Origin of the sequence: Aquicella lusitana (assembly GCF_902459475.1) — a bacterium.
Lineage (GTDB): Bacteria > Pseudomonadota > Gammaproteobacteria > DSM-16500 > DSM-16500 > Aquicella > Aquicella lusitana.
In genome coordinates, this window is the sequence record NZ_LR699115.1 from 1 (window position 1) to 14,159 (window position 14,159).

16 protein-coding genes are annotated in these 14,159 nt (G+C 43.8%); 7 read left to right on the top strand and 9 right to left on the bottom strand.

Features of this window, described 5'->3' with window-relative positions; all coding sequences use genetic code 11:
* The 4 genes from AQUSIP_RS10030 to ltrA all read left to right on the top strand — a co-directional run.
* A partial coding sequence (locus AQUSIP_RS10030; RefSeq protein WP_148326095.1) for a ParA family protein occupies positions 1-687 on the top strand: 687 nt, incomplete at its 5' end.
* Positions 684-1,697 (top strand): ParB/RepB/Spo0J family partition protein, encoded by a 1,014-nt coding sequence (locus tag AQUSIP_RS10035; RefSeq protein ID WP_114834291.1) that lies wholly within the window; start codon positions 684-686, stop codon positions 1,695-1,697. The genes AQUSIP_RS10030 and AQUSIP_RS10035, both read left to right, overlap by 4 nt.
* 17 nt (positions 1,698-1,714) lie before the next feature.
* The gene (locus AQUSIP_RS10040; RefSeq protein WP_147277484.1) at positions 1,715-2,059 is read left to right on the top strand and encodes a hypothetical protein; all 345 of its coding nucleotides are present in this window, start codon (positions 1,715-1,717) and stop codon (positions 2,057-2,059) included.
* 766 nt (positions 2,060-2,825) lie between these two features.
* Positions 2,826-4,079, top strand: coding sequence for a group II intron reverse transcriptase/maturase (gene ltrA, locus AQUSIP_RS10045; RefSeq protein WP_114835532.1), 1,254 nt, complete (start codon positions 2,826-2,828; stop codon positions 4,077-4,079).
* Between the two features lie 190 nt (positions 4,080-4,269).
* On the opposite strand, the gene AQUSIP_RS10050 is transcribed toward ltrA, so the two are convergent.
* The 3 genes from AQUSIP_RS10050 to AQUSIP_RS10060 all read right to left on the bottom strand — a co-directional run bounded on the left by AQUSIP_RS10050 (position 4,270) and on the right by AQUSIP_RS10060 (position 6,211).
* Positions 4,270-5,034 (bottom strand): carboxypeptidase regulatory-like domain-containing protein, encoded by a 765-nt coding sequence (locus tag AQUSIP_RS10050; RefSeq protein WP_114835522.1) that lies wholly within the window; start codon positions 5,032-5,034, stop codon positions 4,270-4,272.
* A 78-nt stretch (positions 5,035-5,112) separates the two neighbouring features.
* Positions 5,113-5,313, bottom strand: coding sequence for a DUF2905 domain-containing protein (locus tag AQUSIP_RS10055; RefSeq protein ID WP_114835523.1), 201 nt, complete (start codon positions 5,311-5,313; stop codon positions 5,113-5,115).
* A gap of 58 nt (positions 5,314-5,371) precedes the next feature.
* Positions 5,372-6,211: a DUF2799 domain-containing protein gene (locus AQUSIP_RS10060; protein ID WP_114835524.1), complete on the bottom strand. Its 840-nt coding sequence runs from the start codon at positions 6,209-6,211 to the stop codon at positions 5,372-5,374.
* 93 nt (positions 6,212-6,304) lie between these two features.
* On the opposite strand from AQUSIP_RS10060, the gene AQUSIP_RS10065 reads away from it, so the two are divergent.
* Positions 6,305-7,504 (top strand): Bcr/CflA family efflux MFS transporter, encoded by a 1,200-nt coding sequence (locus AQUSIP_RS10065; protein ID WP_114835525.1) that lies wholly within the window; start codon positions 6,305-6,307, stop codon positions 7,502-7,504.
* A gap of 26 nt (positions 7,505-7,530) precedes the next feature.
* Here the strand turns inward: AQUSIP_RS10065 and AQUSIP_RS10070 are convergent, their stop codons facing one another.
* On the bottom strand, positions 7,531-7,917 hold the full coding sequence (locus AQUSIP_RS10070) for a response regulator (RefSeq protein WP_114835526.1): 387 nt from the start codon (positions 7,915-7,917) through the stop codon (positions 7,531-7,533).
* A 121-nt stretch (positions 7,918-8,038) separates the two neighbouring features.
* Between AQUSIP_RS10070 and AQUSIP_RS10075 the strand changes: the two genes are divergently transcribed.
* Positions 8,039-9,085 (top strand): IS481 family transposase, encoded by a 1,047-nt coding sequence (locus AQUSIP_RS10075; protein WP_114835537.1) that lies wholly within the window; start codon positions 8,039-8,041, stop codon positions 9,083-9,085.
* A gap of 32 nt (positions 9,086-9,117) precedes the next feature.
* Here the strand turns inward: AQUSIP_RS10075 and AQUSIP_RS10080 are convergent, their stop codons facing one another.
* Positions 9,118-9,360: a response regulator gene (locus tag AQUSIP_RS10080; protein WP_114835463.1), complete on the bottom strand. Its 243-nt coding sequence runs from the start codon at positions 9,358-9,360 to the stop codon at positions 9,118-9,120.
* 165 nt (positions 9,361-9,525) lie between these two features.
* Between AQUSIP_RS10080 and cpdA the strand changes: the two genes are divergently transcribed.
* On the top strand, positions 9,526-10,323 hold the full coding sequence (gene cpdA, locus AQUSIP_RS10085; RefSeq protein WP_114835464.1) for a 3',5'-cyclic-AMP phosphodiesterase: 798 nt from the start codon (positions 9,526-9,528) through the stop codon (positions 10,321-10,323).
* Here cpdA and AQUSIP_RS10090 read toward each other — a convergent pair.
* The 4 genes from AQUSIP_RS10090 to AQUSIP_RS10105 all read right to left on the bottom strand — a co-directional run bounded on the left by AQUSIP_RS10090 (position 10,320) and on the right by AQUSIP_RS10105 (position 14,031).
* Positions 10,320-11,852 (bottom strand): DHA2 family efflux MFS transporter permease subunit, encoded by a 1,533-nt coding sequence (locus tag AQUSIP_RS10090; protein ID WP_114835465.1) that lies wholly within the window; start codon positions 11,850-11,852, stop codon positions 10,320-10,322. The genes cpdA and AQUSIP_RS10090 overlap by 4 nt on opposite strands.
* Entirely contained in the window at positions 11,849-12,751 is a 903-nt protein-coding gene (locus AQUSIP_RS10095; protein WP_114835466.1) for an HlyD family secretion protein, read from the bottom strand. The genes AQUSIP_RS10090 and AQUSIP_RS10095 overlap by 4 nt, the downstream gene beginning before the upstream one ends.
* A gap of 77 nt (positions 12,752-12,828) precedes the next feature.
* Entirely contained in the window at positions 12,829-13,194 is a 366-nt protein-coding gene (locus AQUSIP_RS10100; protein ID WP_114835467.1) for a DUF1634 domain-containing protein, read from the bottom strand.
* Positions 13,195-14,031: a sulfite exporter TauE/SafE family protein gene (locus tag AQUSIP_RS10105; RefSeq protein WP_114835468.1), complete on the bottom strand. Its 837-nt coding sequence runs from the start codon at positions 14,029-14,031 to the stop codon at positions 13,195-13,197.
* Between the last annotated feature and the right edge of the window lie 128 nt (positions 14,032-14,159).

Here is a 14,159-nt window from a genome sequence, read left to right on the forward strand (position 1 = left end):
CTGATGCCGCCTATCCATCCTGATTATGATCCCGGTGATCCTGATGATCATGAATGGGATGGTAGAAGCAGTATTGCTGAAATTTTTTATGGCCAAGGTGTTGTTCCTTACCCAACGTATGTTGAAAAATTAGACATAGCTCCAGGTCATGCTGAAAAATTGCTCGCCGCTGAATCTGTGCGACGTTCCGAAGTGGTGGATAAAGTGCATAAGCAGCTTGCAAGCTTTCTCAATTCGCCGGATGTGCAAGCTGCCTACGATGTTGTAGTTATTGACACTGCGCCTTCCAAAGGGCCGCTCACGATCAGCGTTATCAAAGCAGCTACGCACATCGTTATTCCTTCTGTTATGGAAGAGCAGCCTGTGCAGGGAATTTATGGCATGCTGCAGCTTTGGATGCAGGAATCGCTGACGCGTGAAAAAAGTCGTCCATTACAATTAATCGGGATTTTACCCAACATGTTCAAGCAAACGCGCTTGCATAAGGATATTTTAAAGAGCCTGCAAGACAACCCGGCGATTGGAAAATATGTATTGCCTGTCAAATTTTCCCAGCGCATTGTTTTTGCTGAAGTAGATGCAGCGGATTCTAATCCCCGTTCGATTTTTGATTTTCAAGAGCAGCACGTCGCAAAAGCAGAAGCCATGGAAGTATGTAGTCATATTGCTGAGAGGATATTCGCATGAGCAAAAAAAAACGATTTGGTATTTCAGAAGCACTGACACGGGGTTTGAGCGAAACCATTCACGTTGTAGAAAATAACTCCGGGATTTTCCGTAATGTTGTTTTACCCCTTTCCCGTATTGAGCTCGACCCAGATAACCCCCGCAAGCTTGCCATTGATATATCGGATGTACGGCAAGGAATACGTCCGGACGACCCACTTTATCAGCGCAAGCAGGAAGAATTGGAAAAATTAAAGGAACTTGCTCATACCATTAAAGCAAGCGGTGTTATTAATCCTGTAGTTGTTTACAAGCGAGGTGAATATTATCGCATTGTTGCAGGTGAGCGACGCTGCTTGGCTTCTCTCCTGGCTAGTAAGCAGGAAATTGAAGCCCGCGTTTTTAATGAAAAGCCTCGTGGTTTTGAACTCAAATTACTGCAATGGGTAGAAAACACAGCTCGCGAAGATTTAACACTTGATGAACGTTTGGGGAATGTGAGGGAGATTATTCGAGAGTACCAAAATCAATATGGTCAGACCGAGGTGAATGCAAGTTTATTAAAGAATATCACAGGGCTCTCCCTTTCTCAGACGACTTACTATCTGAGCGCTTTAAATGCTCCCGCCGATGTGCAAGCACATATTCAGAACGGTAATATTCGCAACCTGGATAAAGCGGCGCTCATCGCTAGTGTTGCATCTCCGGATGTGCGTAAGGCTGCTATCGAGGCATGTGTAAATGGTTCAAGTTTGAAAGCGCTTCGTAGTATGATTAACCAGCAAAAAGGGTTTAACAAACATCCTAAAGTTTCTCAGGCATCCAAGCGTGGGCGATCAACCCGTAAAATCAATATGGGTTCGACTTTAAGCACGGATGTGATTAAAACAATTGTGGATAGTGTTATCCATCATAAAAAAATGGATATCTATGCAACACGATTTTCTGAGATTGACTGGATGGATTTACGGCAAGTCACTAAAGCTTTTCGTCAGTTAATTGAAATATTGGAAGTTGAGACGGCGCTATGATAACGCAAAACAAAGTTATGACATCAATCAAATTACAAAAGAACCTTCATCGTCGCTTACAGCAGCGTATTATTGAGGACGGCTATGGGATGCGTGGTAAAAGCAAATGGATTATTGAGTCCATTGAATCACTTTTAACGCTCGCAGATTATCCTACGCTGGTGGATATTGCAGATGACATGGATCAATTAAGTGATATTGTGAGCATACGCATTCCTGATCATCTCATGCGGCGTATTGATCAAGCTGTGATTCGGGTACGCAAACAGTATCCTACTATTGAGGGTGTAAAAAGCAATTTGATCCGGGCCAGCATTATCCAGCGACTGTTGCGGGAATCCACTTCGGTCACCGAAGTTTAACCTATCTTATTGAATAATAGTAATTTAATTTAAAATTAAATCTGCCTTTAAGGGACTCCCACAAGCGTCACACATAGGTGACGCTTGTGGGATAGAATCCCTCTTCTGAATACGTTGCCAAACTGATTAATCAGAAACTGAAGTAAGTCATATCACAAAAACAGGCTTTTTCAAGAAGATCCATATTAATTAATTGATTTGTATAATAAAAAAATGTTCTATGTGAAAGTGCGCCGCAGCTGCATAGGAGTGAATAACTTCGAACTTAAAAGCTGCATTTGAGATGGAGGAAGGCCCTCCGAAGCCGACTTGCAGGAGTAGGCTTTAAACAACCCTAAGCGGCATGGATCAAAAGTCCTTGTCGTGAGCGTTAGGGAAAAGGCTGCATTTAGCAGTCATGTGCGAAACAGCAAGGCGAACGGAAGTGAACCACTGCTGACGTATCGAAATAGAACTCGGATGGCATCAAAACTAAGGTGTTTTCACAACCTTAGGATAAGTTCATCGGAAACCTGTCTACTGGGTGAACGGTGTCCGGTATGGAGGTGGCGCGAGGCTGTTTCAGGCTTAAATGCGGAACTGCGGGAACCTGCGGTTTGATGATAAGGGAGAAGTCCAAGGAATAAAACCCTAGGATGAGAGTACCAATGCAAATCACAGGGGCGGATTAGTCTGTAGTAGTGCAGATACAACTGTAATGGTTGTGGAACGAAGAGACTAAGTTATTCCGCTTTATTGATCAGTCAACCAGAAATGGGAGGAGCTTTTGGATAAAGCAAAATCATTTGATATTCCTAAACAACTTGTTTTTGGTGCCTATCAACAGGTGGCTAAAAATGCTGGGTCAGCTGGGGTAGATGAAATTTCGATCAAAATGTTCCATGAGGAACATAAGCAGCATTTATACAAACTGTGGAATCGGATGTCATCAGGAAGTTACTTTCCACCGCCAGTTAAAACCGTTCTAATTCCTAAGAAATCAGGAGGAGAACGGCCACTTGGTATTCCGACTGTTGCTGACCGTATTGCACAAACTGTGGTAAAAAGAATACTTGAACCCCAGTTAGAACCGCATTTCGATGAAGATTCTTACGGGTACCGTCCCAAGAAATCAGCACTGGATGCGGTTGCTACAGCAAGGCAGCGATGCTGGAAGTATCAGTGGGTCATTGACCTTGATATAAAAGGGTTCTTTGACAGTATTGACCATGGGCTTTTGATGCGCGCCGTTGAGAAACACACGTCGTGCCGATGGGCATTGCTGTACATTAAGCGGTGGCTAACCGCAGATAGTCAGCAGCCAGATGGTACGCGGGTTATGCGAATACAAGGTACGCCTCAAGGGGGAGTAATTAGCCCGTTGCTGGCAAATTTGTTTCTACATTATGCATTCGATAAATGGATGAGAAAAGCTTATCCAAATATATGCTTTGAGCGGTATGCGGATGACATTCTTGTGCATTGCCGAACAAAAGCAGAAGCGGAAACAATACTCAAGGCCATTTCAGAACGATTAGCTGAATGTAAATTATCAACTAATCGTGAGAAAACAAAGATTGTTTACTGTGGCTTGTCAGAGGCTTATGACGATTATCCTCATAGAAAATTTGATTTCTTGGGGTACACCTTTCGACATAGGTTAACACGGTCAAAAATTGGCAAGCAATTTGTAGGCTTTGTTCCAGCAATTAGCAATAGTGCTAAGAAGAGCCTTCGTCAAGTGATAAAACGCTGGCGAATACATCGACGCACCTATGAAACGATAGAGAGTCTTGCAAAATGGATCAATCCCTACCTTCGTGGATGGGTCAATTATTATGGAAAATTCTATCGATCAGAGATGCAATCGCCCCTTTTGCAGGTAGAGCACTATTTAAAGCGCTGGTGTAAAAACAAGTTTAGAGGCAAGTGTCACAAAGCCTCAATGGATCAAGCGCTCAAATATCTCGGACAGGTAAGGAAATATAAACCACACTTATTCGAGCATTGGCGCTATGGTTGGGGATCACCTTTGGTTTGAATAACAAGAGCCGTATGAATCGAGAGGTTCACGTACGGTTCTGTGAGGGACTGCGGGTGCAATTCCCGCGGTCTACTCGACCACTCTGGTGATGGTCGCTAAGGCAGGCGATAGAATGAAGGATATAGCGAAGTCGAAAAAATCCCATGCAGCATCGCTTAAAGAAAAGTGATGCTGCATGCCCATACAATTACTTCAATGCCATGGGGCCCCGTGGCGGGCTGATATTGATAAAGGCGCCTTTGCGGCAGAGGAACTGCGCTTCAGTAAATACCACGCCTGATTTAACCGCTGAAATGGTATAAGGTTCATCACGTGGCGGCAGGTTGAAAAAGGCGACACCGCCGTCTTCGGATGTTTCAGTGAGCCCTTTTGTGAACGGATTGGTTTTATCCTTTAATGGACCAGGAACGTTCTTAAAAATATCGAAATAAAATGGCGTTTCATTTACGTAGGGTGTCAGTGTTACTTTTGCGCCCGCTTCGCCCTGCGGAATGTCATCTAAGGTCTTGTGATAGGCAATGATCGTAGAGGTGACATGGCAACTGTTTTCGTCAATTTTAGCACCGACAATGCCAGCGAGAAGATAATAAGTTTCAATGGAGGGTATCTGAAAAGTAATATTATCATAAGGCCCGGTCAGTCCTGCAGGGGGTACAATCACAGTTCCTGATTGTGTGGTTTTATAGCCGAATTTTTCGAAAACAAGCGTAATAGATTTACCTACAGGATATTGGATAGGGCCAAAATGACCCTGTTTGTCGGTTTTAATTTTCTCACCTGTTTCCAGAATGGTGATAGTGGCATCGGAAAGCGGTGTGCCTAATATAAACGACCTTGCAAAGCCCGAAACGGGTGCAGTGCCGTTATTGGCAGCAAACACATCCAAGCTGGAGGATAAACATGCGGCAGCCAGCAGGGCGTTTGGAATGACCTTTTTTGCATTGATGGGCATCTTGAAATTCCTTTTTAAGTTAGAGTGGTAAAACCGCAAAAACTATAACTGATGATAATGAGCGAGAACAATACGAATTTATTTACGAAGGAACCAAAGTAATATCGACAAGAGGATACTTAGGAGGAGGCAGGTGATGATCGGGAAATAAAAGGTCATGTTTTCCCGTTTTATGACGATGTCGCCTGGTAAATGGCCTAAGCCCAGGCGTTGTATCCACGGTAAAAAAATACCGACCAGAATGAAAATAATCCCAATAAGAATAAGTATTTTTTGCATGACAATCCTTGTTGGCCGCACCCGCATGATAGCGGATGCGGCGTGTTTATCCAAACGTTTATCTCATGACCTGGAGCTTGAATAATTCAGATTCCAAATGCTGTTTTTCCCTGACCATGGCGTTGACATGGTCAAGTGCTTGAGCTGCTTCCGGTGATTTATTGCGCCCCAGTTTATAATAGCCCGCGTGCGTGCTTTCCAACGAATAACGAAACACTTTGGAAGAAATACGATCGTTGAGTTCATTGATCCTGCTTTGCACGCTGCCCTGGCGCTGGCCAATGGCTTGTCCACGGTCGTATTCCGATTTAAAAGCGACATAGAGAGCAGGAACACACATTTCGGGATAGGGTTGATTGGATTTACCTAGGGCAAATGCATTTTCAGGTTGATTGCAGAATTGTTCTTTGCCTGTAGACCAGCCCGCATTGAACTTGGCACGCAAGGTTGGCGGGCAAACGTCTGGAAGCATCTTGCCCTGGCGCGCAAAAAGCATGCCGTTTTCATAGGTGCAAAATGATTGCAAGCCTTTTTGCCGGCCTGAATTGTAAGCGCCCAGATTTAACTTTACCCCTGCCTGGGCACAAATAGGCATACGGCTAAAAATATCATTTTCCGGTTTTCCCGCCAAACCATCGGTATAGCCCAAATTGTAATCCGGCGTGCAATATCGTTTTGCGCCTTGACGCCATCCAGTGAGATAACGGTCATTTTTGACCGGAATACCGTATTGTGAGCAGTCTTGTGCTGCTCGGGATAAATCCCGTGGTGGTTTTCCTGCTATACCATCATTAAATCCTTCATTTTGCCAATTGATGGTTAAACACTGTTCTTGCGATAAATGTGTTGCACAGCCTGACAATGCTGCGATAATCGGAATCAAGAGTAGACGTTTCATGATGATTTACCTAAAAATTAAGAAATGCAATTATGACAAAATAAAAATAAAACGCAATGATATTGATCAAATTTTGATCTTTATGGAAAAATCATGCATCAGCGCCCTGTGACACTTATTTTCCCTTTGTTGCTTGTTTTTTATGAGATAGCGACCTATCTCTCGAACGATATGTATTTGCCTGCTTTGCCTGCCATGATGAAGGATTTGGGTTTAACTGCCCAGCATGCCCAATTTACTCTCACTACCTGGTTTATAGGATCAGCAAGTATGCCAATGCTGGTGGGCGCACTGGCTGACCGCTGGGGACGAAAACCGATACTCCTTGCGGGTGGAGTGATTTACATTCTTTCCACGGTCATTTGCGCCATGACAACCAGTGTTTCCGTGTTGCTGTTTGCACGATTCATTCAGGGCGGGATGGTTCCTTTTATGATGGTGCCAGGCTACGCCGTCATTCACGAGTCCTACGAACAAAAGGATGCGGTACGTCTGCTCGCCCTCATGGGCAGTATTTCTGTACTGGCGCCTGCATTAGGACCACTTTTGGGCAGCATTGTCCTTTATTTTCTGAATTGGGAATGGATCTTTTGGCTGATTGCGCTTTGGGCATTAGTAGCTATTTTGCTTCTCAGCAAATGGATGCCTGAAACACTGCCTGCTGAAAAACGTGAACCGATCCATTTGAGTTTGCTGTTTAAGAAATATGGGCAATTATGCACGAATAAACGATTCATGTTGCTGATGTGCGTATTGGGTTTTATATTCGCCGGATTTATTGCCTGGATTACAGCAGGACCCTTGCTGATAATTGACAGTTTTCATTATAGTGCCGTGACATTTGGTCTGATCCAGGCAGGTGTGTTTGCTGTTTACATCTTTGCTAATCGTTGGGTAAAACACTTACTCGAAAAAATAGGTATGGGTTCGCTTATTTTGGCAGGATTGTTTGTTACCCTAAGCGGTGGCGTATTCATGCTTCTGTTCGCGTTGATTTTTCCATTCTCACTATATGCATTTATCATGAGCATGATGATCTATTCATTTGGCTCCGGGCTTTGTTTTGCGCCGCTTAATCGGCTGGTCATCGAAGCAAGCGAGGTGACCATGGGTGTGCGCGTTTCATTTTTTACCGTAATGTTGACGAGTTTCGCAGCTTTGGGCAGTGGCATGGCCAGCCTATTTTTTGACGGTTCGCTTTTATCATTGGCCTTGCTGATTAGTACAGTGATCGTGCTGGCAGGTTTTTTTCGCTGGTTGACGAGAAGCAAAACAGCGATGTCAATGACATAGCGGATAGGTTGTTCCAAGAGGGGTTTCTATTTTAATTTTTTTTCTGCATCGATTTCTTCCTGATGACTTGGCTTCTGATCAGGGCTTTCTTGTGTATTAGAATTTGAAAATAAGGTTGACCCTGATTGAGCCAGCGGTTGCTTGGTTCTTTTCCTGGTTTCAGTTTCTACTTCGCTGTGTGTTTCCTGTGGTGCCATTTTTAGTAATGAATGCTGAATGAGCAGATTTTTTAACTCATCAGGCTTTAGGGGTTTCTCTACAACTGCGTTGGCACCAGGAAAGGGTATGGTGCGACCGGCTTCGTCTTTAAAAGTATCAGACCAGGTAATGATAAAATTTTTATCGTGGATAGCATGTTCCTTTTCGAACTCGCGGATGGATGCGGTTGCTTCTGATCCGCGCCGTTCAGGCATGATGTCATCCATTAAATGCATTAGTTCCGATCTAATCTGACACTTGCTACTTGAAAAAAGTAAGGTTACCCGTTTTGATAGTTATGTCGAGTAAAAATCAAAACATTAAAGAGGTAACCTTATGTACGAGTGTACGCAAAAAATCATTAAAAACAAGGTCGGTCTGTTAAATTTGGCAGAAGAGCTAGGGAATGTATCAAGAGCCTGCAAGGTAATGGGCTTCTCCAGAGATACGTTTTATCGTTATAAATCAGCAGTTGAGCAAGGAGGCATTGAGACCTTGTTCGACAAGAGCAGACGGCAGCCAAACATCAAGAACCGCACCGATGAAGCTACAGAGAATGCTGTATTGGACTATGCCATTGAGTACCCCGCGCATGGTCAATTAAGAGTCAGTAATGAGCTTAGGAAAAGAGGTGTTTTTGTTTCTCCTAGCGGTGTTCGTTGCATCTGGCTAAGGCATGATTTGGCATCATTTAAACAGCGTCTAACCGCACTGGAAAAGAAATCTGCCGAGGAGAACTTAATTCTAACTGAAGCACAACTGGCCGCGCTAGAACGCAAAAAAGACGATGATATGGCCTGCGGTGAAATTGAAACAGCACATCCTGGCTATCTTGGTTCACAAGATACCTTTTATGTTGGCAATCTCAAGGGTGTTGGGCGCATTTATCAGCAAACATTTGTTGATACCTACTCCAAAGTGGCTCATTGCAAGCTATATACCACAAAAACACCGATTACATCTGCTGACCTGTTAAATGATCGTGTGTTGCCATTCTTTGAAGAACAAGGCTTGGGCTTGCTGCGCGTATTAACGGATCGTGGCACTGAGTTTTGCGGCAAGGTAGAGCAACACGATTACGAGTTGTATTTGGCGCTCAATGATATTGAGCACACCAAAACGAAAGCTCAATCACCCCAGACCAATGGCATCTGTGAACGCTTTCATAGGACGATTCTGAATGAGTTTTATCAGGTTGCTTTCCGAAAGAAAGTTTACACAACTATTGACGAGTTGCAAAAAGATCTGGATGATTGGCTCGGTTATTACAACAATGAACGCACACATCAGGGTAAAATGTGTTGTGGCCGAACTCCGATGGCGACATTGATTGATGGTAAAAGAATCTGGAAGGAAAAAGTTGATAATCTCAACTTGAACTGACAGTAAAACCGTAACTGAAAAACGGGTAACTGTCAGATCAAGTCGGAACTTTTACACATTAAAATAAAATGAAATTTTTTATATTTATTACCTTCTTTTCCATCTGGTATGACTTGTTCGAAAGCTTTAAACCCATTATCCACCACAGTGATCTTTGCGCCGGTTCCAGCAAACAGTTTTTCAATCACAGCCCGAGCAAGCTTCTGGTTAATTAAATTATCTTCTGCAATAAGAATTTCTATTTGATCGTCGGGCGCCATTCTTTTCTTTTGCATTTTCCACTCCTCAGGTCTTTATAGCTATTATAGTTTAAATTTCCTCTCCTAAGCACAGAAATTCCCAACGTATTCAAAAATAATGCTAATCTTTACAAAGAGCGATATCTGATTTGTTTTTATACTGCTAAAAGCTATTATTAATATTAAGAGAAGGGATATTATATGGCCCAGGCTGCGTTTAATATTATTCAGATCAGCGACACACACTTATTTGCTGATAGTGAAGGAATACTTCTGGGTGTTAAAACACAAGCCAGCTTTAAAGCAGTCGTGGATCTTGTGCAGCGCGAAGCCGGCAAAATAGATCTGATTCTTCTTTCGGGCGATTTATCGCAGGATGGTTCTAAAGAGGCTTACATTCGTCTGGCGAATTTTCTCAAATCGGTTAATGTACCTATTTATTGCGTACCGGGAAATCATGATAATGTCAAAGTAATGGCCCATGTTTATCCTTATGAGACCATTTCTAACCATCGTCACATCATACTAAAAAACTGGCATATTATTTTACTCAATTCACAAAAGCCCGGTGCCGTGGAAGGTTATCTTGATCCATCGCAATTAAATTACTTACAACATTGCCTGCAAACCTATCCGGAACATCAAGCTCTTATTGTATTTCACCATCAGCCTGTGCCAGTGGGGAGCAGATGGCTGGATAACTTGGGGCTTACAAATGCAGATGCGTTCTGGCGGATTATTTCATCCTATCCCAATGTGAACACCGTGTTTTTTGGCCATGTGCATCAGGAATTTGAACAAGTGGTCAATAAAGTTCATTGCTATGCTGCTCCCTCTACCTGTATTCAATTCAAGCGAAATAAAGATGATTTCGGGCTTGAAAGGTTGCCGCCAGGCTATCGATGGATAAAATTATTTGAGGACGGCCATCTGGAAACAGGCGTGAAACGTACAGCGGAATATGTGGGTGTGTTTGAAGAGCACGCAAAAGGTTATTAGTGCATCATCTCTGCCAAATTTGTTGGTTTCCTGCCTTTTTTAAACAGCATGACCAGTGGAATCATCAATATAAAACACCACATAATGAACGCAAATACATTTACAAACGAAACCATGGCCGCTTGCCGGTATAATTCCTGACTCAACAGAGCGGCACTTTTTGCTTGGGCTGAGGTGAGGTGCAGGGGATTCAGATAACTCTGCAGAGCGGAATTATAGGGATGAAGAGCGCCACCTAATTGGTTCCAAAAAAGCTGGGTACGGCGAGTAAATAGAGTAATGGCGATGGAAATTCCAATCGATCCGCCAATAGTGCGTAATAAATTGTAGAGTCCCGCTGCCTCGGTTCGTAAATGTGGTGAGAGGGTCGAGTAGGCGATAGTTGAAAGGGGCACAAAAACCATCCCTAGTCCAAATCCTTGTAAGAACATGGGCCACATGATCCAGGCGGTATTGATATACAAAGAATAGTGAGTTGATAACCACATGCCAGCAATACTGACCAGAATGCCTGCCGTAATGAGTAAGCGTGAATCGACTTTGGTAATCAGTTTGCCTACTATCATCATGCTAATCATGCCGCTAATACCACGCGGTGCCAACATCAGGCCGGCTGTTAAAGCCGGATAATTGAGTAAGCCTTCCATCATGAGAGGCTGTATCACAATCATACCGTAAAGCCCAAGACTAAAGATGGCTAACAGGATGCTCGACAAGGTAAAGTTTCGGTCTTTAAAAATACGCACGTCAAAAACAGGGGGTTTATCCGATTTTAAGTTATGGAGCAAAAAGCCCAGAAAAGCGGTAATCATAATATAGGTCACCGCACAAATGCTGGTGGATCCAAACCAGTCATCCTGGTTACCACGATCAAGTACATATTGCAGGCCGCCAATGGCAATCGAAATAAGCGCAAGGCCGGTCCAATCCATGCGGCGCTGCTGTTTGGGTGTGTCAGGGAGGACATTGGACAATAGCAGTGTGAAGATACCGACTGGAATATTGACATAGAACGTCCAGCGCCAACTGGAGATATCAATCAGGTAACCGCCCAGCGTAGGTCCTAAAATGGGTCCCACCATGACGCCTATTCCCCAGATAGCCATGGCCTTGCCTCGTTCTTCTGGCGGAAAAATATCTGCGAGAATGGCCTGAGATAAAGGAATCAAGCCTGCGCCAAAGAGACCTTGCAACAAGCGAAAAGTAACAATTTCACTGAGCGTTACGGAGGCGCCGCATAAGGCGGAGGCGATGGTAAAGGCCGCAATGCAGCAGATAAGATATTTTTTTCTTCCCATTCGATCGGACAAATAACCTGTCAGCGGCATGCAAATAGCTGTTGCCACAATGTAACTGGTGAGGGTCCAGGCAATTTCATCCGATGAAGCGCCGAGCGAACCTTGCATGTGCGGCAAGGCCACATTCACAATGGTGCTATCGATCACTTCCATCAGTGTAGCCATCATAACTACGATTGTGATGAGCCAGCGATCAAGCGCGGTAATAGATTTATACAGGGGCAGTGTCATGTGGATTTTGTTTTATCCTGCCAGTAGCGCTGTAAATTAATTGTCACGGTAGAAGAAGCGCCGATGCGCAGCGGAAAGTGAGCATCAGGATTTAATACGCGCACACGCACAGGAATGCGTTGCGTCACTTTCACCCAGTTACCCGTCGCATTTTGCGGCGGTAATAAAGAAAAAGCAGAGCCTGCGCCATTGCTTATGCTTTCAACGACACCTTCAAAACGATGATGAGGGTACATGTCGGTGATTATAAAAGCAGTTTGACCGGGCTTAATCGCCTCCATTTCTGTTTCTTTAAAATTCGCATCTACCCAGAATTCTTCATTACTTACCAGAGCAAACAAGGGTTGATAGGCAGAGATGATGTCGCCAATGCGCAGGCTAAGGTTGGTGACCCATCCGTTGGTAGCCGCGGTGACGCGGGTATATTGCAAATTCAGATTGGCCTGTGCGAGACGTGTTTTTGCTTGTTCAACCTTTGCAATGGCGGCTTTGTAATTGGCGGTGGCATTGTCACCCTCTTGCGGCGACAAAAATTTCCGATTAACCAGATCTGATACCCGCTTTTCTGTCATAGTTGCTTTATCCAACTCTGCCGTGGCAAGAGCGAGTTCTGCATTGGCTGCATCGACGGCAAGCTGATAGGGTTCAGGGTCAATGGTGAATAAGGGATCGCCTTTCTTCACGTATTGGTTATCTTTGACATAAAGCTCGATGACTTTACCGGCGATGCGCGGCGAAATTTGCACGACATTGGCATTGACATAGGCATTATCCGTACTGATATGGTAATTGCCATAAATTCGCATCCCTAACCAGGCGGCAAGACTTAAGCCAAAAAAGGCAAGAATCACCGTATATTTGAAATTTTTTGACTGGGTCAATCGTTGTAGCAGTGACATGGATTACTCCGGGCTAGTATGGGCTTATATGTTAGTGGCAATTTCGTAATTATCAAGGAATTTAGACGTGGTTGCGATCAGTTGCGCCAGAATAGACTGTATACAAGAATAAATAAAATAAAGATACTGAAAGAAACAAACCAGTAATCGCGTATGAGGGCATAAAACCAGGTGAGGAGGGCGACACGTAACACCTGGGTTGCAACGAGCAGCAATAAACCCAGTTCAATAATACGAAGGGGTGTAAAGGACAGGGTACCTAAAAGAATTTCTTTTACACTTGTTTGATAAGTCACCGATTGCAATAATTCCATCTGCATATTTTCACCGCCGTGGTGCAGCAAGTAGACAAGGCCGCCAATGATGACGAGACTGGCCGAAATAAAAATTCCTGATAGTAGAATAATGCCCAGGATTTCTTGTATTTTTGATGTGGAATCCATTTAAACAGCTCCTGTCAGGGCTTTGTAAAGCATCTGTAGCCCAATAAGGCAGATGACGATGCTGAAAACAATACGTAAGATGCGATTCTGAATTTTTGGTAATATTTTTGCGCCTGAAAATGAACCCACGATAACGCCGATCATTACCGGAAAAGTAATGGCAGGGTCAATATAACCATGTGAAAAATAAATGCCGGCGCTCACGGCGGCAGTGATGCCGATCATAAAGTTACTTGTAGTGGTTGCCACCTTATAAGGTAATCGCAGCGACTGATCCATGGCGAGTACTTTGAGTGCACCTGATCCAATACCGAGCAAACCCGAGATCATGCCAGCAATGCCCATAATAAATAAAGCGAGCGGTACATTCTGTACGTGATAAGGCGTCATCTGATTCTTGAACGGATAGGTGCTGTCCAGTTTTAAAGCGGTGGCCCACGGATGGGAAGTCGTATAGGTCTCATGTTCTTCTCTGCGTTTCATGGTGAGATATGCAGAGAAGAACATGATTAAACTGAATAAAACGGCAAGAAAAGTTTTTGATACAACGGCAATGAGTAATGCGCCTATCAGTGCACCCACAACGGCGGTTGATTCTAGAAAAATGCCTACGCGCAGATTTGTATATCCCTCACGCATATAGGCCGCGGCTGCACCAGAAGAAGTCGCAATGACGGAAATGAGCGATGCGCCCATTGCATAGTGAATGTTGATGTGAAATAGCAACACCATCACGGGAATGACTACTACGCCACCACCCAAGCCGGTTAGCGCCCCCAGCAAACCTGCCAGAAATGAGAAAAACAGCAACAGAACAGAAAAGGTCAAGATCGTCAAAAAATGAACTCCCTATCAGGCATGCCTTTTCCTTTTTTCTTATTATTAAATATATTAAATCGATATTAGCAATAAAAGGAAAGGGTAACAGTAAAAAAAACCCAAGATGGGGTAAAATAATAATTAGC

Excerpts from the sequence above, each read along its gene's own strand:
- AQUSIP_RS10035 (WP_114834291.1), top strand. The coding sequence starts at position 684 with ATGAGCAAAAAAAAACGATTTGGTATTTCAGAAGCACTGACACGGGGT.
- AQUSIP_RS10040 (WP_147277484.1), top strand. The coding sequence starts at position 1,715 with ATGACATCAATCAAATTACAAAAGAACCTTCATCGTCGCTTACAGCAG.
- AQUSIP_RS10050 (WP_114835522.1), bottom strand. The coding sequence starts at position 5,034 with ATGCCCATCAATGCAAAAAAGGTCATTCCAAACGCCCTGCTGGCTGCC.
- AQUSIP_RS10055 (WP_114835523.1), bottom strand. The coding sequence starts at position 5,313 with ATGCAAAAAATACTTATTCTTATTGGGATTATTTTCATTCTGGTCGGT.
- AQUSIP_RS10060 (WP_114835524.1), bottom strand. The coding sequence starts at position 6,211 with ATGAAACGTCTACTCTTGATTCCGATTATCGCAGCATTGTCAGGCTGT.
- AQUSIP_RS10065 (WP_114835525.1), top strand. The coding sequence starts at position 6,305 with ATGCATCAGCGCCCTGTGACACTTATTTTCCCTTTGTTGCTTGTTTTT.
- AQUSIP_RS10070 (WP_114835526.1), bottom strand. The coding sequence starts at position 7,917 with ATGCCTGAACGGCGCGGATCAGAAGCAACCGCATCCATCCGCGAGTTC.
- AQUSIP_RS10075 (WP_114835537.1), top strand. The coding sequence starts at position 8,039 with ATGTACGAGTGTACGCAAAAAATCATTAAAAACAAGGTCGGTCTGTTA.
- AQUSIP_RS10080 (WP_114835463.1), bottom strand. The coding sequence starts at position 9,360 with ATGCAAAAGAAAAGAATGGCGCCCGACGATCAAATAGAAATTCTTATT.
- cpdA (WP_114835464.1), top strand. The coding sequence starts at position 9,526 with ATGGCCCAGGCTGCGTTTAATATTATTCAGATCAGCGACACACACTTA.
- AQUSIP_RS10090 (WP_114835465.1), bottom strand. The coding sequence starts at position 11,852 with ATGACACTGCCCCTGTATAAATCTATTACCGCGCTTGATCGCTGGCTC.
- AQUSIP_RS10095 (WP_114835466.1), bottom strand. The coding sequence starts at position 12,751 with ATGTCACTGCTACAACGATTGACCCAGTCAAAAAATTTCAAATATACG.
- AQUSIP_RS10100 (WP_114835467.1), bottom strand. The coding sequence starts at position 13,194 with ATGGATTCCACATCAAAAATACAAGAAATCCTGGGCATTATTCTACTA.